The following is an 18,773-nucleotide window of genomic DNA, read 5'->3' as shown; positions in this document are numbered from 1 at the left end:
AAGTACAAAAAAAGCCAGTCAAGCGATGCTTAACTGGCTTTTTATTGTTTTAAAGAAAAGAGTTATCTTGAAAAAGAAACGGTTAGTCTTTTTGAACAGGAATTGTGTTGGTGGTGCGCTCAACCGTGTTGTCTTTGTTTAAATAGACTAGTTTAGGTTTGAACTCATCCGCTTCACTTTCTTCGAATTGGCCATAAGTTGCAATGATGACGCGATCGCCTACTTGAACTTTTCTGGCGGCGGCGCCGTTCATGGAAATAGTGCCAGATCCTGCTTCCGCTAGAATGACGTAAGTGTGAAAGCGTTCTCCGTTGTCGACATTATAAATATCTATTTTTTCAAATTCGCGAAAGCCAGCTAGCTCTACAAGGTCTTTATCAATGGCGCATGAACCGTCATACCAAAGCTCTGCTTGGGAGACGCTTGCCATATGAAGTTTGCCTTTAAGAAGTGTAATTTGCATGGATCGATTCTCTTAATCTAATGTGGTCGTTTTGTTAATGAGAGTGCTAGAGTGTTAGGTCCAAATAAATGGCCCTTCACCGAAGCTGTTAATTTTCCACCATTGGTCTAGGTCTTGTTCTCCCTCTTCTTCCCAGCTTTGATAGTTGCAGCGCACTTCGCAGTTTAGATTGCTGTAAGCGTCTTTGGCGCAGAGAGTGTCGTCTTGCCATGGGGTGTTGCTGGAGTCAAACCAGATTGAAGTAAAGCGTTTGCCTGAGGCTTGCTCTAAAATAGTAACAGGGATGGTATGACCATCAAATTCAAGTTTCATTTTAGTGCATAAAGATGACGGATGTGTCTGTTCAAGTAGAGTAAACTTCTGACTAAGCCAAGAGATAATATTATCAGTTGGGCAAGATAATACATATATTTCGATATCTGGTTGCATCGTTTAATCCTTTTTATTGATCATGTTATACAGTCTTAATACGCTCATCGATAAATATCCGACCAAGGTCCAGAGAACGCCAATTCCCGCAATAATCAAACCTACTAAAGCAATAAGTTCTTGTGGAATCGAGTCGCTCAGAACCTGGTTGGACACCATGATCATAAGAACACCAAATGCAAACAGAAGGCCGCCTTGAATCATTTTAATCAATGCAAGTCGCGGGTTATTGCCCAGTTTCATTGCAAGTTTATGTAGGCGACTTTTTGTTTTCATGGATGCTTAGTCTTGGTGAATAAGTTGATTAAAATGCCTTCATAGATGCGACTTAGTTGGTTAAGGCTTTCGGCTTCGACACACTCGTTGATCTGGTGAATGGTTGCGTTAATAGGACCAAGCTCAACAACTTGTGTGCCCATTTTTGCAATAAAACGCCCATCTGAAGTGCCGCCAGAGGTTGATAGTTCTGGTGTTATGCCAACAGTACTTTGTATTGCAGCAGAGATTGCTTCAACAAGTTCACCCGGGCGAGTCAGAAAAGGTAAGCCATTATACGTCCATTCTACATCGTAGCGTAATTCATGTTTATCCAGTATTTCAATAACACGAGCCTTTAATGTGTCGAAGTCGAGTTCAGAGGAAAAACGGAAGTTAAATTGCGTATTAAGTTTACCAGGCACAACATTGGTCGCGCCTGTCCCTGAGTTTATGTTCGAAATTTGAAAGCTAGTGGGTGGGAAGAAATCGTTACCGCTATCCCAATGTGTGTTCGTAAGCTCAGCTAAAACGGGCGCAGCAAGATGAATCGGGTTTTGGACTAGGTGCGGGTAGGCTACGTGCCCTTGTTTACCATGTATTGTTAAGTTGCCGCTAAATGAACCTCGACGACCATTTTTGATAATGTCGCCTAGCGTGTTGGTACTAGAAGGTTCGCCCACAATGCACCAGTCTACGGTTTCTTTTCTTTCTATTAGCGTGTCGACAACGCGAGTGGTGCCGTCAACAAAAGGCCCTTCTTCGTCACTGGTGATTAGAAAAGAAATTTGCCCATCGTGATTTGGGTTTTTAGTGATAAAGTTTTCTACGGCTGTAATCATAGCAGCAAGGCTGCCTTTCATGTCCGCAGCACCGCGTCCATAAAGTACGCCATCGATGATTTCTGGAGAAAAAGGCGCTACTTTCCATTCTTCTTCTGGACCTGTTGGTACGACATCTGTGTGTCCTGCGAAGCAAAGATTAGGGCCAGAGGTGCCATGTTTTGCATAGAAGTTTTTCACTTCGCCAAAAGGCATTGTTTCTATTTGAAAACCAAGGTGTTCTAGGCGTTGAATCATTACCTCTTGGCAGCCTGCGTCTTCTGGTGTTACTGAAGGGCGTGAAATGAGATCGATAGCCAGTTCTAGGGTAGGGGATAAATCAGTCATTTTTTACCTTTGTGTTGGTTTTCACCGCTTTATAAATTATCCTGTCTGTATTCAGGGGATTTGATAAAGGTGGGTTATGAAATTAAGTGTCATTATTTTATTGGGAATGTCGTTAAGTGCTTGTAGTTTATGGCAAGAGCCTATTTCTCAAGAAACCTATTTTGTTCCCGTTATACGCTCAGACGTATCAAATTCAGGCTATACCCCTAGTGTGATACCGATCGTCAGAAAGTCGAATAAAGAGTTGCCATTGTCTTATCCATCAACCGTTAATTAAGCAAACTGTCGTGGTATTGTGCAGCGCTAAAACCTAAGAGAATGTCATTGTCTTTAATGAGTAGTGGGCGCTTAATCATTGACGGTTGTTCAATGATTGTTTCTAGCGCCGTTGCATTATTCATTGTTTCTTTTTTATTGTCATCAAGCTTACGCCACGTGGTTCCACGTTTATTGATGATGCTTTCCCAGCCTAATTGATCCAGCCACTGCTCTGCTAATGCCTTATCTACGCCGACTTTTTTGTAATCGATAAATTGGTATTCAATGTGATTTTCATCTAGCCAGCGAAACGCTTTTTTCATTGTGTCGCAGTTTTTAATGCCATACAGGGTAATCATATTTACTCCAAAAAAAGGCCATATTATCAATATAGTGACAGTATGGCCTATTTGTTAGATCAATTGTGAGCGTGTAATGCTGCGTTTAGTTCGATGGCTGTTTTATTTGTTTTACATTCAATAGCGCCAGTTTCTGAATTGCGGCGGAATAGTAAATCTGATTGGCCGGAAAGGTCGCGCGCTTTTACGACAGACACAACATTATTACTTTCATCAAGCACGGCTACTTTCGATCCTGCTGTGATGTAAAGCCCAGATTCTACGGTGCAGCGATCACCAAGGCCAATACCAATGCCTGAGTTGGCGCCAATCAAGCATTTTTCGCCAACGCCAATGACGATGTTGCCACCACCTGACAGTGTGCCCATGGTTGAGCAGCCGCCTCCTAAATCAGAGCCATTGCCAACCACGACGCCTGCAGAAATTCGACCTTCCACCATGCTTACACCCAATGTACCTGCATTGAAGTTTACAAAGCCTTCATGCATAACGGTGGTGCCTTCGCCTAAATGAGCGCCCAGACGGATGCGAGCAGCATCGCCAACTCGAATTCCAGTAGGAACGATGAAGTTGAGCATTTTAGGGAATTTATCAACGCTGAATACCTCAATTGTGCGGCCTTGCATTCGAGCGTTTAACTGACGGTCTGCTAGCTCACGAACATCAATAGGCCCTTCGCTAGTCCAAGCTGTATTGATGAGCAAACCAAACATGCCATCTAGTACTGTGCTGTGTGGCGTAGCTAGGCGATGTGAGATTAGCTGAAGCTTTAAGTACACTTCAGCGGGATTCGTCGGTGCTTCGTCAGTTGCTAGTACGCATAGCACGATTGGTTGAGTCGACGCTTTTAATTTGGATGCCAATTCAGCTTGCTCAATATTGCCAGCTTTTAGAAGGCTCATGTGGAGGCGGTTAAGATCGCCTTCATCCAAGACAAGAGTGCTATTACCACCTTCATAGTTGGTGCTTTCAAGTAAGGCATCTAAGGTGCTTTTTTCTACGTTTTTACTTGGTAGCGAGTAAAAAACTTCTAGCCAGTTTCCTTCTTTGTTTTGGGTGCCGATACCAAGACCGAACGCGAAAATTTGATCACTCATTATGTTCTCCAGTGAGTTTTTAAAAGGGGTTATTTGTTTGTTAATTTGTTGTCTGTTAGAAAGTCGTGGATACGTTTCGCGGCTTCAACGCACTGTGATTCTTCTGCAACGAGTGCCATACGTACATGTTTGCTACCTGGGTTTTTACCGTTTACGTCACGGCCTAGATAGCTTCCAGGGAGAACCAATACAGAGGCTTGTTCGTAAAGTGCGATACAAAAAGCTTCGTCGTTCATATCCAATTCTGGCCATAGGTAAAACCCTGCTTCTGGCTTAGTTACCTTCATTACAGGTGACAATATGTCTAATACGCTGTCAAATTTACGAGTGTAGATTTCACGGTTCTTAGCAACATGCTCTTCATCATTCCAAGCGGAAATGGAAGCCTCTTGGTGGTGTATGGGCATCGCACAGCCTTGGTAGGTTCTATATAGCAAGAATGGCTTAAGTAAGCTGGCATCGCCGGCGACAAAGCCGGAACGTAAGCCTGGTAGGTTAGAGCGCTTTGATAGAGATTGAAATATCAGGCAGTGATCGTAAGAGGTATTGCCTAATTGTTGGCAAGCTTCCAGTAGGCCTAATGGTGCTTTGTTGTCAAAATAGATTTCTGAGTAGCATTCGTCTGCCACGATGGTGAAATTATACTGTTTTGCTTTTGCGATAAGGTAGGCGTAATCCTCTAGGCTGGTAACGCTGCCACAAGGGTTGTTTGGTGAACACACAAAAAGCAGTTCACAGCGTTGCCATATGTCATCGCTTACATTTTGATAATCGACTCGATACGATGTTTCAGGACTACAAGGCAGAAAGTGGAGTTCTGCGCCAGCCAATATACCGGCCCCTTCGTAAATCTGATAAAAAGGATTAGGGCTAACAACCAGAGGTTTTTCTTTTTCGCCAACAAGGGTTTGTGTAATAGCAAAAAGTGCTTCACGGGTTCCAGTGACAGGAAGGACCTGAGTGTCAGCATCGAGCGCTGCTAAATGAAAGCGTTGCTTTGTCCACTCTGCGATGGCGTTACGAAGTGGTAATTCCCCTTTCGTACTTGGGTATTTGCTTACACCATCAAGCTTGTCTGCTAGTTTTTCCAGAACAAAGCTTGGAGATTGGTGTTGCGGCTCTCCAATCGTTAACCGAATAAGTGTTTTATCCGGATTAGGAGTGTGCCCTTCTAGTAGCTCTGCAAGCTTCTGGAAGGGATATGGGTGCAAAGAATGTATAAAAGGGTTCATCGGGCTGCTTAATCCGTGGCTTTTGAAAAATGATCAATTTTTTCTTTTAATGATATACAAATGGCATCCATACGATCTAGATCCGTAATAAGATCACCATCTTCTTCTGTAATATAGAAAGTATCTTCTATTCGTTCGCCTAGCGTTGCAACTTTTGCTTTGTGCAGCATTATTTTGTTTGTTACAAAAAATTGCCCAATAAGTGCTAAAAGACCAGGGCGATCAGGCGCTGTTACTTCAAGAGCGGACCACACTTCTTCTGGTTGGCTAACGAAGTGTGCGGTTGATGGTGAGTTAAATATTTTTAGTATTCGTGGTGTGTAACGTTGTACCAAACTCTCGTATTGTGAAGGGTTATTTAATTGTTCTGTTAGTGTCTCTTGGATTAAAGTGATTCTTTCTTTGTCTAGGTGTAGATTTGTGTCGTTGTCGTTAATATCCATAACAACAAAGGTATCAAGCGTGTAATTGTCTGTTGTATTGCTTATTTTTGCATCAAGAATGGTTAAGCCAAGCTGTTCAAAGATGGTCGCGGTAACGGCAAATAAATGCCGGCTGTTTAGGGTGTAAATAAATACCTTGCTGGCACCAGAGAAGTTACGGCCTCCTAGTGGAGCAATGGCCACAAGCGGTTTAATACTCGGGCGATGATGTAATATAGCTTCAGTATTCCATGCTATTTCGTCACCATTAGAGCGAATGAAATATTCTTCTTCTATTTTTTCCCAGATTTCTTCAGCGTCAGTGAAATCGACATTTCTTTCGATGAGAGCTTCTAGTGCGCGTTGTTTATGTTCGTCGCTTTGCATGTCGGCGTCGATGGGGTAGTCCAAGCCGCGTCGTAAAGCGCGTTTTGTTTCTAAATAAAGTTGTCTCATCAAGGAGGCTCGCCAACTATTCCACATTGTCGGATTGGTGGCGTTGATGTCAGCTACGGTTAATATAAATAAATAATCTAGGTGTTCTTGGTCTTTTACGTAGCTGGCAAACTCCCAGATGATTTCAGGGTCTGATATGTCTTTACGTTGCGCAGTTACTGACATAAATAAATGGTTTCTAACCAACCAAACAACCAGTTCGGTGTCTTTTTTGGGTAGTCCGTGACGTTCGCAAAAAGCTTGAGCGTCAACACAGCCTAGTTCGGAGTGGTCTCCACCACGGCCTTTTGCTATGTCGTGATACAGTCCCGCTATATAAAGAAGTTCGACTTTAGGTAGATGTCGTATGGCTTGTGATGAAATGGGAAACTGTTGTTTAAACTCAGGAGACCAAAGGCGGCGTAAATTTTCGACTAGATGTAAGGTGTGTGCATCTACTGTATAAATATGAAAAAGGTCGTGTTGCATTTGTCCGATGATGGCACCAAATTCTGGTAAATATCGTCCCAGCAGACCAATGTGCTTCATCGATCGTAGAATGCTGGTTAGGCTGTAACGGCTGGCAATGATGTCTAAGAATAAGTCGGTATTTTTTCTGTCATTACGAAAGGTGTCGTCAATAAGATCTAGGCTATCTCGAAGCTGTCGCATAGTGTTTGCTCGAATGCCTTTGATATTCTTATTATTGCCAATGAGTACATATATTTCCAACATGGCTGAGGGAGTGTCTTGGAAGAGATATGTGGACCTTGCTTCCAATTGGCCGTTGCAGATTTGAAAGCGATCATTGATGACTTCAATTGCGTCTTCGGCATCGTTCAGTAAAAATGATTCTTCAAAATGCTGCAGTAATAGATCGTTCAATTGCTGGATGGCTGCAACGCTTTGGTAATAACCTTGCATGAAGCGTTCTACGTTTCGCTTGAGATCGTCATCTTCAAATCCAAACACTTTAGTAAGCGTTCTTTGATGGTCAAAAAGAAGTCTGTCCTCTTTTCTACCGGCGATCATGTGAAGGGCCCAGCGAATACGCCAAAGGTTTCCTACCGCTCCTTTTAGTTGAATGTATTCGTCTTCAGATAAAAAGGATTTGTCTATTAGCGCGCTTAGTCTATGGGTGTGTAAGTGCCGTTTGGCTACCCAATCAATTACTTGCATGTCGCGTAGTCCGCCAGGGCACTCTTTTAAGTTGGGCTCTAGATTATAGGCTGTATTTTGATATTTTGCGTGACGTTGTTTTTGCTCTTTTAGTTTTGCTTTGTAGAAGGTGTGGCCATCCCACATATGAGCAGTGTCAGTATTTAGTTTAACGTTGGCCAATAAATCTTCAGAGCCGAATAGTGTTCTTGACTCAATTAGGTTGGTGATAACCGTAATGTCTTTTTCGGCCATTTCTACGCATTCGCTAATGGTGCGAACGCTATGCCCAACATCAAGATTGATGTCCCAAAGTAGGGTGATGAAGGCTTCAATTTTGTCTTTTTCTGGAGCGGCATTGTCATCGACGAGAATAAGGAGGTCGATATCAGATTTTGGGTGTAGTTCGCCACGTCCGTATCCACCGACAGCAACTAGGCTGACAGAGGTTTCGGTATCGAGTCCTTTAGCTATCCATGCAGCTTGAAGGGCTTCGTCGTAAACAACAGATAGGCCTTTAACCAGTTTCTCTATTGGATAAAGAGCATGAAAAAGGTCATTGTAAGCGGCAGTTTTTTCTTCAAGAACGGCTTTGTATCGCTGGATCGGGCAAGATGGTTGCGCTAGTTCGTGTTTTTCATCCGCTGTTAGTAATGGCGGAGCATCTGGAAAAGCAGGGAAGTCCATACGTGTGCCTCGAAGCGTGCGTGATCAAGAAGTTAATAATTAACCCAAAAACATTCAAATGCTGTGAAATAACGCTTCTTATTAGAAAAAGCGTGTTTCCTCAGGTCGTTTAGTGAGTATTTCAACGCCTGTTGCTGTAATTAAAAGGGTGTGCTCATACTGAGCGGATAAGCGACCATCTTTCGTTTTCGCTATCCAGTTGTCAGGGCCAGTATGTTTCACCTGTTTTTTGCCGGCATTAACCATAGGCTCAATGGTTAGTGTCATGCCTTCTTCTAAGATAACGCCAGTACCAGGGGTGCCGTAGTGAGCAACCTGAGGTTCTCCGTGGAATGTGGTTCCGACACCATGGCCGCAATACTCTTCGACGACTGTGTAGTGGTGTTTGTGTACATAAGCGGAAATGGCCGCGCCTATATCACCAAGGCGTACGCCTGGTTTTACCATATCGATAGCAAGGTATAAGCTTTCTTGGGTAACCTTGCATAGGCGTTCTACGTGTGGGGCAACTTCTCCTGCAAAAAACATGCGGCTAGTGTCACCGTAATAACCGTCTTTAATGATGGTAATGTCGATGTTAACTACATCACCTTTTTTTAGAGGTTTGTCATTAGGAATACCGTGACAAATAACATCGTTAACAGAGGTGCAGCAAGACTTAGGAAAGCCGTGGTAATTTAACGGCGCAGGAATAGCACCTTGAACATCAACTGTGTAATTGTGAGAAATAATATCGAGTTGGTCTGTGGTGACGCCAGGAACGACGAATTCCTCCAGCATAATCAGTACGTCAGCGGCTAGTTTTCCAGCTGTGCGCATGCCTTCAATATCGCTGATGTCAGTGAAACGTGTGGCGGCTGGTCGAGGTGTCCAGCTAGGGACTTCGCTGCGGCCATTTTTAGTTAACTCTTCTACTCTTTTTAAAATATCGTTGCTCATAATAAAGTGTCTTTCAATATTTGGTGTAGTAAATTTGCTCTTATTCTACATGACTTGTTAGGGAGAATCGCCCCTTTGAAGATGAAAAAAACCAGGAGGTTTTATCCTTAAAAACATCACCTAGGTCTTTTGGTTTATTCTAGAATATGGTATAAATCGCCGGCTTGTTGGGCTTGGGCTCAAATGAAAGCAAAACCAATATTAAACTAACGAACTTATCACGTTGAGTGAGTGTGTCTGGGGTGCCAATGGTTGCTTTAAACCTTGTCTGGCTGACGCGCTTGGTTGATAAGCTTAAATAACCCAAATTAAAGGATAGTAAAATGCCTACAGTTTCTATGCGAGACCTTCTACAGGTCGGTTCACACTTTGGTCACCAAACTCGTTACTGGAACCCAAAAATGAAGCCTTTCATTTTTGGCGCTCGTAACAAAATCCATATCATTAACCTTGAGCATACTGTTCCAGCTCTTAACGAAGCTCTAGAGCTTGTTAAGAAAATGGCTGAGAACAAAAACAAGGTTTTGTTTGTGGGTACTAAGCGTGCTGCATCTAAAACAATTAAAGAACAAGCTACTCGTTCTAGTATGCCATACGTAAATCACCGTTGGTTAGGTGGTATGTTGACAAACTACAAAACGATCCGTGCTTCTATCAAGCGCCTTCGTGAACTTGAAAGCCAAATGTCTGATGGTACTTTCGAAAAACTAACTAAGAAAGAAGCCTTGATGCGTACTCGTGAGCTTGAAAAACTTGAGCTTTCTATGGGTGGTATTAAAGATATGGGCGGTCTTCCTGACGTCTTGTTTGTTGTTGATGTTGATCATGAACGTATTGCGATCAAAGAAGCAAACAAACTTGGTATTCCAGTTATCGGTATTGTTGATACAAACAGTAACCCTGATGGTATTGATTACGTTATTCCTGCAAACGACGATGCGATTCGTGCTGTTCAATTGTACGTTTCTGCATTCGCTGATGCTGTTCTAGAAGGTCGTTCTGAGACTGCTGGTACTGCTGATGAGTTTGTTGAAGTAAACGAAGCGGCTACAGAAGCGTAAGCTAACTGTTTAGTTTGTTCCGGTTTCAAAAGGGGGGCTTCTCGCCCCCTTTTTTAAATTTGAATTGTATTGAGAGGATTTTGAAATGGCCGCAGTACCTGTAGCATTGGTTAAAGAATTACGCGAGCGCACTGGCTTGGGTATGATGGAATGTAAGAAAGCACTTGCAGCAGCAAATGCTGATATCGAAGTAGCAATTGAAGAACTACGTAAGTCTAGCGGCATGAAAGCGGCTAAAAAAGCGGGTCGTACTGCTGCTGAAGGCACAATCATTATGCGTGTTTCTGATGATTCTTCTTACGGTGTGTTAGTTGAAATCAACTCTGAAACTGATTTCGCATCACGTGACGAAGGGTTTATCTCTTTCGCTAATAAAGTAGCTGATGTTGTTTTTGCAACGAAAGAAACAGACATGGCTGTCTTGCTTGCTGGCGAAATTGGCCTAGCACGTGAAGCACTAGTTCAAAAAATTGGTGAAAATATCACGCCTCGTCGCGCTGTTATTGTTGAAGGCGGCTTGGTTGGCGGTTATCTACATGGTAATGGTCAAATCGCCGTATTGACTCAGCTTGAAGGCGGCGACGCTGAATTGGCTAAAGACGTTTCAATGCATGTTGCTGCTGTTTCTCCTCGCGTTGTGCAAGGTGATGACATGCCAGCTGATGTATTGGCAAAAGAAGAAGAGATTGTTCGTGCCCAGCCTGATATGGCCGGCAAACCTGCTGAAATCGTTGATAAAATGATTGTAGGCCGCATGAAGAAATTCTTGGCTGAAAATAGCCTTCTTGAACAGCCTTTTGTTAAGAACCCAGAAATCAAAGTGGGTCAACTTGTAAAAGACGCTGGCGCAAAAGTATCTTCATTCATTCGTCTAGAAGTAGGTGAAGGTATTGAAGTTGCGGAAGTAGATTTTGCAGCAGAAGTAGCAGCTCAGCTTAAAGGTTAACCTTTGCTGTGATGTCTTTTCATAAAAAGGGGCAGTTTTACTGCCCCTTTTTATGAAAGCTGTATTATAAGAAGGTTATTCAAGTAGAACTTATCTGTTGCCTCAGGCACAACCCTAGTCGGAGATTGAGATGCCAAAAGAAAAGAGTCCAAACTACAAAAGAATTTTGCTTAAGCTAAGTGGTGAAGCCCTAATGGGTGATGAGTCATTTGGAATCGACCCAAAAGTGTTAAATAGAATTGCGCTTGAGATTGGTCAATTACGAGGCATTGGTGTAGAAGTTGGGATTGTTATCGGTGGTGGTAATCTCTTTCGTGGGCAAGCATTAAGTCAAGCCGGTATGGATCGCGTTACGGGTGATCATATGGGTATGTTGGCGACGGTAATGAATGCATTGGCTATGCGCGATGCTCTAGAGCGCGCAAACATTCGGACACGAGTCATGTCAGCCATTACAATGACGGGGATTGTTGAGCCCTATGATCGTCGCCGAGCGATGCGTTTGCTTAAAGAAGGCGATGTGATGATATTCTCAGCGGGTACCGGTAATCCGTTCTTTACAACTGACTCTGCCGCTTGTTTACGTGGTATTGAAATTGATGCTGATGTTGTATTGAAGGCGACAAAAGTAGACGGAGTCTATTCTGCTGATCCAATGAAAGACCCTGATGCGATCAAATATGATACATTGGGTTACGATGAAGTATTAGAAAAGCAGCTAGGAGTCATGGACTTAACGGCAATTTGTCTAGCCCGTGATCATTCAATGCCTGTTCGCGTATTTAATATGAATAAGTCAGGAGCCCTGATTAACATCATGGTTGGTGGCGATGAAGGCACACTGATTAAGTGAGGAAGCTATGATCAACGAAATTCTTAAAGATGCTGAAGACCGCATGGGTAAAGCAGTATCTTCTGTAGAAACTGCGTTTAAAAAAATTCGTACTGGGCGTGCCCATCCGAGTATTTTAGATTCAGTTAAAGTGAATTATTACGGTTCTGAAACACCATTGAGCCAGATTGCGAACATCACAGTTGAAGATGCGCGTACTTTGGGGGTTTCTCCTTGGGAAAGTAATTTGGTTCCTGAAATTGAAAAAGCAATAATGAAGTCTGACCTAGGTCTGAATCCAGCGACCAACGGAAGTTTGATTCGAATTCCAATGCCAATGTTAACGGAAGAAACGCGTCGTAACTATTTCAAGCAAGCTAAAAGCGAAGCTGAAAATGGTCGTATATCGATTCGTAATATCCGTCGTGATGCCAATGGTAATTTAAAAGACTTAGTAAAAGAAAAAGAAATATCTGAAGACGACGAACGTCGTGGACAAGATCAAGTGCAAAAAATTACAGATAAGCACGTTGCTCTAGTTGAAGAACGTCTTGCTGCAAAAGAAAAAGACTTGATGGCAATCTAAATAAAAGGGGCGAGCGCAGTAGCTCGCTTTTTTTGTTCTCTAAGGTAGAAATATGTCAGCATTGACAGAATCAGAGAATAATCCTGATATTATTCCTCGCCACATTGCCATTATTATGGATGGTAATAATCGATGGGCAAAAAAAAGATTCCTTCCTAGTATTGCTGGGCATACTGCAGGGGCTTCTGCTGTTCGTCGAACCGTCGAAATTGCAGCCAAAGCAGGCGTTAAAGTGCTTACGTTATTTGCTTTTTCGAGTGAGAATTGGAAGCGACCACAGCTCGAAGTTGATGCATTAATGGGATTGTTTATGCGCTCTCTTAAAAAAGAGGTGAAACGTCTCAATGAGCATCAAGTCTGTCTGCGAATTATTGGTGACCTGACGGGATTCGGTAATAAACTTCAGGGACAAATAAAAGAGACAGAACGGCTGACGGCTAAAAATACAGGCATGGTTCTTGTCATAGCCGCAAATTACGGTGGGCGTTGGGACATCACTCAGGCAACTAAAAAGTTAGCCAATGAAGTAGCAATGGGAAATATTTCAGCAGACGATATAGATGAGGAAATGGTTGCTCAACACATGCAGCTCGCTGATCTTCCTGCACCTGATTTATTGATTCGCACTTCTGGAGAAGAACGAATTAGTAACTTTTTATTGTGGCAAACCGCTTATTCTGAGTTTGTCTTTCTTTCGGTATTATGGCCGGATTTTGATCAATTGCATTTTGATGAAGCTATTAATATTTATCAAAAACGCCAACGTCGCTATGGTGGTCGATAATTCATGTTACTCCCTCGTATTCTTAGTGCCATTGTTATGGTCGTTCTGTTTATTTGTGCCGTTTTTGTTTTAGAAGAAACGGGCTTTATGTTGGCCATGGGTGGTGTTGTGCTACTGGCTGGCTGGGAATGGGCTAGATTGTCAGGCGTTAAATCATTCGTTTTACGAATTGTTTTTGCGTTAGTCGTTGGGGTGTTGTGCTACGTCACTTACCAGCAAAACTTTCAAAAAACGATTCTGTATATCGCTCCTGTTCTGTGGTTGCTGGCTCTTTATTGGGTGATGAGTTATCCGTCTCTGAAAGGGTGGCGTTATCAGTCCAGCCGTTTGTTATTTGGCTTACTTATTCTCATAACTACTTGGTCTTCTTTGGTTGTTCTAAAGCAATCTACTAACTTTGTTGTTTGGGTCTTGCTATTGATGGGGTTGATTTGGGGCGCAGATTCAGGTGCTTACTTTTCAGGCAAGGCTTTTGGCAAAAATAAATTAGCACCGCATGTTAGTCCCGGAAAATCTTGGGAAGGTGTTGTTGGTGGTTTAATATTTACTCAAATTGGAATAGGCCTTTTTTCTTATATCGTCCAGTTTTCGCTTGTTCAGTGGAGTGTGTTGGCGAGTATTGGTTTGGTGACCGTATTTGTTTCAGTATTGGGCGACCTTACGGAAAGTTTGTTTAAGCGTCATGAATCACTGAAAGATTCTAGCCGCTTGATTCCAGGTCATGGTGGGGTTATGGATCGCGTCGATAGTTTGACCGCGGCTGCCCCGGTATTTGTTCTTTTGCTTAGCGTTTTTGGGTGGTTGTGATGCAAGGTATTTGTTTGCTAGGTGCTACGGGGTCTATCGGACAAAGCACGCTTGATATTATCAAACAACACCCAGATAAATTTCAGCTAGTCTGCGCTTCGGCCCATTCTAGTGTTGATAAGATGGCGGATATTTGCCGACGTTTTCGTCCTGCAAGAGTTGTGATGGGCTCTGAGAAGGCGCGTGATGAATTAGCAGCAAAATGCCATGGGTTACCTATTTCCTTTGAGTGGGGGAGTGATGCGCTTGATAGTATTGCTGCTGACCCTCAAGTTGATCAGGTGATGGCAGCGATAATGGGTTTTGCAGGCCTTAAACCAACATTGGCAGGTATTCGCGCAAAAAAACGTATCCTTTTAGCAAATAAAGAATCTCTTGTTACCGCAGGCAAGTTATTTATGGATGAGGTCGCGAAGCATGACGTGATGCTGTTACCCATTGATAGCGAACATAATGCCATTTTTCAAAGCTTGCCCCAAAGTGTCTTAGGCGCAACTAAAAAGGATGTCAAAAAAATCCTTCTAACCGCATCAGGTGGACCATTTCGTTCTTGGACTTTAGACGATATGCGTCACGTTTCTCCTGAGCAGGCTTGCAAGCACCCTAATTGGTCAATGGGGCAAAAAATTTCTATCGACTCTGCCTCTTTGATGAATAAAGGTTTAGAGCTTATTGAGGCTTGCTGGTTATTTGGAGTTACTCCTGCGGATATTGACGTTGTAGTGCATCCAGAAAGTATTATTCACTCCATGGTGTCTTATGTGGATGGTTCTGTGATTGCTCAGATGGGCAACCCTGATATGAGAATACCGATTGCCTATGGAATGACATGGCCCGATAGAATTGAAACGTCAGTGCCTTCTTTGGATTTGGTTGGTATTGGTCAATTGAATTTTGAATCACCTGATCTTGAGCGTTTTCCAAACCTAAAATTGGCGTCAGATGCTTGGTATTGTGGTGGTACTGCGATGGCAGCCTTGAATGCTGCAAATGAAGTCGCTGTTGCGGCCTTTCTTCAAAGAAAAATAGGTTTTCTTGATATCGCGACGATTAATGGCGAAGTACTGAATCAACTTGAGAGTCATCCTGTCGCGTCACTTGAGGTCGTTTTTGAAGCGGATGAAAATGCTCGTCGAGTAGCAAAAAACATTATCGAGGCACGAGTTTGGATATGATTCAAAATATCTTATCGATCGTTATTTCACTAGGTGTGCTGATTACTTTTCACGAGTTTGGGCATTATTTTATTGCTCGAAAATGCGGCGTTAAAGTCCTGCGTTTCTCGATTGGTTTTGGAAAGCCTATTTACCGCTTTGTTGCTAAGACAGGGACTGAATTTACCCTCGCGATGATTCCTTTGGGCGGGTATGTTCGCATGCTAGATGAGCGTGAAGGTAATGTACCTGCGCATTTAAAGTCAGAGGCATTCAATAACAAATCTGTATGGCAGCGTTTCGCCATTGTGGCTGCAGGTCCTATCGCTAATTTTATTCTTGCCATTGTTATTTATGCCATTGTGGCTCTTATGGGGATTCAATCTTTAACGCCAAAAGTAGGGCATATTCAGCCTCAATCACCCATTGCTCAAACGAATATTCAGCCTGGAGATGAGCTTTTATCCATCAACAATTCAGTAGTAAGTTCATGGGAAGATGTAAATTTAGTGTTAGCAGACTTGATTGGTGCTAGCGGAACCATTACCGTGCGCTATCAAGATTTATTAAGTAAAGAAAAAGAAACGGATACGTTGACATTAAATCGTTGGATGGCAGGCAAAGATTCTAACAATTTAATTGGTGAATTTGGGTTAACTCCTTGGCAGCCTAAGGTCGTTCCTGTTATCGCCCAAGTGGTAAAAAACGGAGCGGCAGAAAAGGCAGGTTTTCAGGTCGGCGATAAAATAATAGAGGGTAACGGTAAACCTATTGATGATTGGGGGCAGTTTGTTACTCTTATCCAGAATCATCCTGGAAGTCTTGTTTCTATTGATGTTATGCGTTCAAGTAAGAATGTTGTTTTAATGTTACTTCCTGGGTCGATAGAGCGAAATGGCGACCTTGTAGGTTATGCTGGATTAGCCGTTGTGCCACCAGTGATGGAGGCGGGCTTATGGAATACTCGTCATTTTGGCCCGATTGAGTCGCTGACTTATGGCGCGCAGCAAACTTGGAAAATGACGGCGCTAACAGTGTCATCTATTGGGAAAATGTTTCAGGGTTTAATTTCTATTGATAATTTGTCAGGCCCTATTACGATTGCCAAGGTTGCTAGTGCATCAGCTGACTCTGGCTTGCAATCGTTTCTGAAGTTTATGGCCTATCTAAGTGTGAGTTTGGGTGTGTTGAATCTATTGCCCATTCCTATGTTAGATGGTGGGCATTTAATGTTTTTTGGCATCGAAGCTATTCGTCGAAAACCTGTCTCTGAAAAAATACAGAGCATGGCTTATCGTGTTGGTGCTTTTTTATTGTTTACGTTGATGGCGATAGCCATTTTTAACGATATTGCCCGTTTGTAGTGAGGTATATGTGAAGGTCGTTTCAGCAGTATTGTTGGCTTTGATAAGCATGCAAAGTGTCGCTAAAAATATAGAAGATGTCCGTATTGATGGCTTAGTTCAAATGCCGTCATCAAGAGCATTTGACATTATTGGTTTTGAACAAGGGCAGTCTTATAATTCTGATAAAGTCTATCAGGCCATTAATTCGCTTTTTGGAACGGGCTATTTTAGTAACATTGATGTCTATGAAGACAAAGATGTCTTAACGTTTAAAGTAGATGAAAGGCCTTCTATCGGTGATTTAACGATCGAAGGTAATGATCTAATTAAAACCGAAGACCTTAAGCGAGGCTTGAAGCTATCTGGCCTAGAGGTGGGTGAAATCTATAAGCCCGAAACTTTGAATAAAATTCAACAAGAATTACAGCGTCAGTACTATGCGTTGGGTCGATACGGTGCAAAAGTAGATGTTACTACTAAAAAAATGCCGCGTAACAGGATTCGTGTATCGATCAAAATCGACGAAGGTAAGACGGCAAAAATTGTCCACATTAACATTGTTGGTAATAAAGCCTTCACTGATGAAACGCTAACAAAAGACTTTCAGTCAGGTGAAAAAGGAGCCTCTTGGAACCCCTTTAGCTCTGCTGATGAATACAGTAAGGCGAAATTACAGGGCGATTTAGACACTTTAAAAAGTTTTTATCTAGACCGCGGTTATTTAGATTTTAAAGTGGAGTCAAGCCAGGTAAGTCTGTCTCCTGATAAGAAAGACGTCTATGTTGTCATTAATGTGGACGAAGGCAAACCTTACACTATTAACAATGTATCACTAAACGGTAGTCTTCCAATTTCCGAAGATTTAGTTTGGAAGAAAATCGATCAGAAAAAAGGAGATGTTTTCTCTCGTAGTCAAGTGACGACTATTATCGATAACATCTCAGCAGAGCTTGGTGATCACGGTTATCTGTTTGCAAATGTTAACTTGCTTCCAGAGAAACTTGATAATCATACCGTTAATTTGACGTATCAAATTACCCCAGGACCAAAGGTTTATGTTCGTCGTATTACTTTTAGTGGTAATAGCGAAACTCACGATGAAGTGTTGCGTCGTGAGATGACTCAGTTTGAAGGAACGTTAGCGACGCATTCTAAAATCCAAGCATCCAAACGTCGTATTGAACGTCTTGGCTTCTTTAGTAAAGTCGATATAAAAACACGTCGTGTTCCTGGCACAACTGATCAAGTGGATTTGGATGTGACGGTAGAAGAGCAGGCATCTGGCAGTATTCAAGCAAGCATTGGTTTTTCTGACTCAGATGGTTTGATTCTAGGTTTTGGTATCTCTAAGTCAAACTTCTTGGGGACGGGGAATAAGTTAGCATTTAACGCCACTCGCGCCAGTAGCTATTCAGATTATACAATTAGTTATACTAACCCTTACTTTACGGTAGATGGTGTTAGTCGTGGTGCTAAGCTTTATTATCAAAGTAGTAATTATGATGATTCTGATATAGAGGATTATCAACTTGATAAAATTGGTGCTGGGCTCACTTATGGTTACCCAATTTCTGACACACAGCGAATTACTTTTGGTGTGACCGCGCAGGAAACCAATATTAATTTGAGTGATGACCCATCACAGGAAACAAGTAGTTTTGTCTCTACCAATGGCGACTCTTTTGATGATTTACTTGCTTCAATATCGTGGAGCGATAGTGATTTGATCGGTGGTGTACTGCCAACAAACGGTTATTCAACCAGTGCTAGTTTACAAGTATCTACTCCGGTTAGTGATCAACAGTATTACAAAGTAGGGTTAACCTCTCAGAAATACTGGAATATTCAGAATTCTAACCTTTGGCTCTTTCATGTAAAAGGTAGAGTAGGGTATGCGAACGGCTATGGTGATACATCAGAGTTACCTTTCTATGAGAACTATTACGCTGGCGGTACAGGTTCGGTACGAGGTTACAGTTCCTCTTCGTTAGGACCAAAAAACTCATATCCAAGCACTTCGAGCTCTAGTAGTTCGGCTATGGGGGGGAATGCGTTATTAACGGGAACGGCTGAGATTATTTTCCCGATGCCGATGGTTGAAGATCATAAATCAATTCGAACTTCTATCTTCTTAGATGGTGGTAATGTATTTACTGATTCCTGTCTTTCAGGAAATACAGAGTGTACAGAGGGCGTTGATCTTAATGAGTTACGCTATAGTGTTGGTTTTAGTTGGACCTGGATTACGCCAATCGCGCCGTTATCATTTAATATAGCTAAAGCGTTGAATGCTAAAGATGGCGATGATACTGATTTCTTCCAATTCCAGCTAGGAACCACTTTTTAAGCTGGTT

The 18,773-nt window shown here is 42.4% G+C and carries 19 protein-coding genes; 10 read left to right on the top strand and 9 right to left on the bottom strand.

Features of this window, described 5'->3' with window-relative positions:
- Window positions 1–82: 82 nt before the first annotated feature.
- The 4 genes from panD to dapE are packed head-to-tail and all read right to left on the bottom strand — an operon-like array spanning window position 83 to window position 2,316.
- Complete coding sequence (gene panD, locus V6259_RS04500) at window positions 83–463, bottom strand: aspartate 1-decarboxylase (protein ID WP_133011939.1); 381 nt, start codon at window positions 461–463, stop codon at window positions 83–85.
- A 54-nt stretch (window positions 464–517) separates the two neighbouring features.
- Window positions 518–892: a hypothetical protein gene (locus V6259_RS04495; protein ID WP_341583480.1), complete on the bottom strand. Its 375-nt coding sequence runs from the start codon at window positions 890–892 to the stop codon at window positions 518–520.
- A gap of 3 nt (window positions 893–895) precedes the next feature.
- The gene (locus tag V6259_RS04490; protein WP_133011937.1) at window positions 896–1,168 is read right to left on the bottom strand and encodes a hypothetical protein; all 273 of its coding nucleotides are present in this window, start codon (window positions 1,166–1,168) and stop codon (window positions 896–898) included.
- The gene (dapE, locus tag V6259_RS04485; protein WP_341583478.1) at window positions 1,165–2,316 is read right to left on the bottom strand and encodes a succinyl-diaminopimelate desuccinylase; all 1,152 of its coding nucleotides are present in this window, start codon (window positions 2,314–2,316) and stop codon (window positions 1,165–1,167) included. The genes V6259_RS04490 and dapE overlap by 4 nt, the downstream gene beginning before the upstream one ends.
- Window positions 2,317–2,392: 76 nt before the next feature.
- On the opposite strand from dapE, the gene V6259_RS04480 reads away from it, so the two are divergent.
- On the top strand, window positions 2,393–2,593 hold the full coding sequence (locus tag V6259_RS04480) for a hypothetical protein (RefSeq protein WP_133011935.1): 201 nt from the start codon (window positions 2,393–2,395) through the stop codon (window positions 2,591–2,593).
- On the opposite strand, the gene V6259_RS04475 is transcribed toward V6259_RS04480, so the two are convergent.
- The 5 genes from V6259_RS04475 to map all read right to left on the bottom strand — a co-directional run bounded on the left by V6259_RS04475 (window position 2,586) and on the right by map (window position 8,903).
- Window positions 2,586–2,933: an ArsC family reductase gene (locus tag V6259_RS04475; protein WP_341583477.1), complete on the bottom strand. Its 348-nt coding sequence runs from the start codon at window positions 2,931–2,933 to the stop codon at window positions 2,586–2,588. The genes V6259_RS04480 and V6259_RS04475 overlap by 8 nt on opposite strands.
- A gap of 59 nt (window positions 2,934–2,992) precedes the next feature.
- The gene (gene dapD, locus V6259_RS04470) at window positions 2,993–4,030 is read right to left on the bottom strand and encodes a 2,3,4,5-tetrahydropyridine-2,6-dicarboxylate N-succinyltransferase (protein WP_341583476.1); all 1,038 of its coding nucleotides are present in this window, start codon (window positions 4,028–4,030) and stop codon (window positions 2,993–2,995) included.
- A gap of 29 nt (window positions 4,031–4,059) precedes the next feature.
- Entirely contained in the window at window positions 4,060–5,262 is a 1,203-nt protein-coding gene (gene dapC, locus V6259_RS04465) for a succinyldiaminopimelate transaminase (protein ID WP_341583475.1), read from the bottom strand.
- Window positions 5,263–5,270: 8 nt separating this feature from the next.
- On the bottom strand, window positions 5,271–7,964 hold the full coding sequence (glnD, locus tag V6259_RS04460; protein ID WP_341583474.1) for a [protein-PII] uridylyltransferase: 2,694 nt from the start codon (window positions 7,962–7,964) through the stop codon (window positions 5,271–5,273).
- 81 nt (window positions 7,965–8,045) lie between these two features.
- The gene (map, locus tag V6259_RS04455) at window positions 8,046–8,903 is read right to left on the bottom strand and encodes a type I methionyl aminopeptidase (RefSeq protein ID WP_341583473.1); all 858 of its coding nucleotides are present in this window, start codon (window positions 8,901–8,903) and stop codon (window positions 8,046–8,048) included.
- 323 nt (window positions 8,904–9,226) lie between these two features.
- Here map and rpsB point away from each other — a divergent pair, with 323 nt between their 5' ends.
- The 9 genes from rpsB to bamA all read left to right on the top strand — a co-directional run bounded on the left by rpsB (window position 9,227) and on the right by bamA (window position 18,766).
- The gene (gene rpsB / locus V6259_RS04450; RefSeq protein WP_133011929.1) at window positions 9,227–9,964 is read left to right on the top strand and encodes a 30S ribosomal protein S2; all 738 of its coding nucleotides are present in this window, start codon (window positions 9,227–9,229) and stop codon (window positions 9,962–9,964) included.
- 85 nt (window positions 9,965–10,049) lie between these two features.
- A complete protein-coding gene (gene tsf / locus V6259_RS04445; RefSeq protein ID WP_341583472.1) occupies window positions 10,050–10,910 on the top strand; it encodes a translation elongation factor Ts in 861 nt (286 codons plus the stop codon).
- A 130-nt stretch (window positions 10,911–11,040) separates the two neighbouring features.
- A complete protein-coding gene (gene pyrH, locus V6259_RS04440; RefSeq protein WP_133011927.1) occupies window positions 11,041–11,763 on the top strand; it encodes a UMP kinase in 723 nt (240 codons plus the stop codon).
- Window positions 11,764–11,770: 7 nt separating this feature from the next.
- A complete protein-coding gene (frr, locus tag V6259_RS04435; protein WP_133011926.1) occupies window positions 11,771–12,328 on the top strand; it encodes a ribosome recycling factor in 558 nt (185 codons plus the stop codon).
- 52 nt (window positions 12,329–12,380) lie between these two features.
- On the top strand, window positions 12,381–13,112 hold the full coding sequence (locus V6259_RS04430) for an isoprenyl transferase (RefSeq protein ID WP_133011925.1): 732 nt from the start codon (window positions 12,381–12,383) through the stop codon (window positions 13,110–13,112).
- A 3-nt stretch (window positions 13,113–13,115) separates the two neighbouring features.
- The gene (locus V6259_RS04425) at window positions 13,116–13,919 is read left to right on the top strand and encodes a phosphatidate cytidylyltransferase (protein ID WP_133011924.1); all 804 of its coding nucleotides are present in this window, start codon (window positions 13,116–13,118) and stop codon (window positions 13,917–13,919) included.
- Window positions 13,919–15,094, top strand: a complete 1,176-nt coding sequence (ispC, locus tag V6259_RS04420; protein WP_341583471.1) for a 1-deoxy-D-xylulose-5-phosphate reductoisomerase — start codon at window positions 13,919–13,921, stop codon at window positions 15,092–15,094. Before V6259_RS04425 ends, ispC begins: the two co-directional genes overlap by 1 nt.
- Window positions 15,091–16,437: an RIP metalloprotease RseP gene (gene rseP, locus V6259_RS04415; protein ID WP_341583470.1), complete on the top strand. Its 1,347-nt coding sequence runs from the start codon at window positions 15,091–15,093 to the stop codon at window positions 16,435–16,437. Before ispC ends, rseP begins: the two co-directional genes overlap by 4 nt.
- Window positions 16,438–16,447: 10 nt before the next feature.
- Window positions 16,448–18,766: an outer membrane protein assembly factor BamA gene (gene bamA / locus V6259_RS04410; RefSeq protein WP_341583469.1), complete on the top strand. Its 2,319-nt coding sequence runs from the start codon at window positions 16,448–16,450 to the stop codon at window positions 18,764–18,766.
- Window positions 18,767–18,773 lie beyond the last annotated feature (7 nt).

It is taken from the genome of Marinomonas sp. TI.3.20, assembly GCF_038155025.1.
Classification (GTDB): domain Bacteria; phylum Pseudomonadota; class Gammaproteobacteria; order Pseudomonadales; family Marinomonadaceae; genus Marinomonas; species Marinomonas flavescens.
The sequence above is the reverse complement of the archived record's forward strand: the minus strand, read 5'-3'. Positions and strand labels throughout refer to the sequence as shown.

Excerpts from the sequence above, each read along its gene's own strand:
- V6259_RS04430 (WP_133011925.1), top strand. The coding sequence starts at position 12,381 with ATGTCAGCATTGACAGAATCAGAGAATAATCCTGATATTATTCCTCGC.
- ispC (WP_341583471.1), top strand. The coding sequence starts at position 13,919 with ATGCAAGGTATTTGTTTGCTAGGTGCTACGGGGTCTATCGGACAAAGC.
- map (WP_341583473.1), bottom strand. The coding sequence starts at position 8,903 with ATGAGCAACGATATTTTAAAAAGAGTAGAAGAGTTAACTAAAAATGGC.
- frr (WP_133011926.1), top strand. The coding sequence starts at position 11,771 with ATGATCAACGAAATTCTTAAAGATGCTGAAGACCGCATGGGTAAAGCA.
- V6259_RS04480 (WP_133011935.1), top strand. The coding sequence starts at position 2,393 with ATGAAATTAAGTGTCATTATTTTATTGGGAATGTCGTTAAGTGCTTGT.
- pyrH (WP_133011927.1), top strand. The coding sequence starts at position 11,041 with ATGCCAAAAGAAAAGAGTCCAAACTACAAAAGAATTTTGCTTAAGCTA.
- V6259_RS04495 (WP_341583480.1), bottom strand. The coding sequence starts at position 892 with ATGCAACCAGATATCGAAATATATGTATTATCTTGCCCAACTGATAAT.
- dapC (WP_341583475.1), bottom strand. The coding sequence starts at position 5,262 with ATGAACCCTTTTATACATTCTTTGCACCCATATCCCTTCCAGAAGCTT.
- V6259_RS04475 (WP_341583477.1), bottom strand. The coding sequence starts at position 2,933 with ATGATTACCCTGTATGGCATTAAAAACTGCGACACAATGAAAAAAGCG.
- dapE (WP_341583478.1), bottom strand. The coding sequence starts at position 2,316 with ATGACTGATTTATCCCCTACCCTAGAACTGGCTATCGATCTCATTTCA.
- dapD (WP_341583476.1), bottom strand. The coding sequence starts at position 4,030 with ATGAGTGATCAAATTTTCGCGTTCGGTCTTGGTATCGGCACCCAAAAC.
- panD (WP_133011939.1), bottom strand. The coding sequence starts at position 463 with ATGCAAATTACACTTCTTAAAGGCAAACTTCATATGGCAAGCGTCTCC.
- V6259_RS04425 (WP_133011924.1), top strand. The coding sequence starts at position 13,116 with ATGTTACTCCCTCGTATTCTTAGTGCCATTGTTATGGTCGTTCTGTTT.
- tsf (WP_341583472.1), top strand. The coding sequence starts at position 10,050 with ATGGCCGCAGTACCTGTAGCATTGGTTAAAGAATTACGCGAGCGCACT.
- glnD (WP_341583474.1), bottom strand. The coding sequence starts at position 7,964 with ATGGACTTCCCTGCTTTTCCAGATGCTCCGCCATTACTAACAGCGGAT.
- rseP (WP_341583470.1), top strand. The coding sequence starts at position 15,091 with ATGATTCAAAATATCTTATCGATCGTTATTTCACTAGGTGTGCTGATT.
- V6259_RS04490 (WP_133011937.1), bottom strand. The coding sequence starts at position 1,168 with ATGAAAACAAAAAGTCGCCTACATAAACTTGCAATGAAACTGGGCAAT.
- rpsB (WP_133011929.1), top strand. The coding sequence starts at position 9,227 with ATGCCTACAGTTTCTATGCGAGACCTTCTACAGGTCGGTTCACACTTT.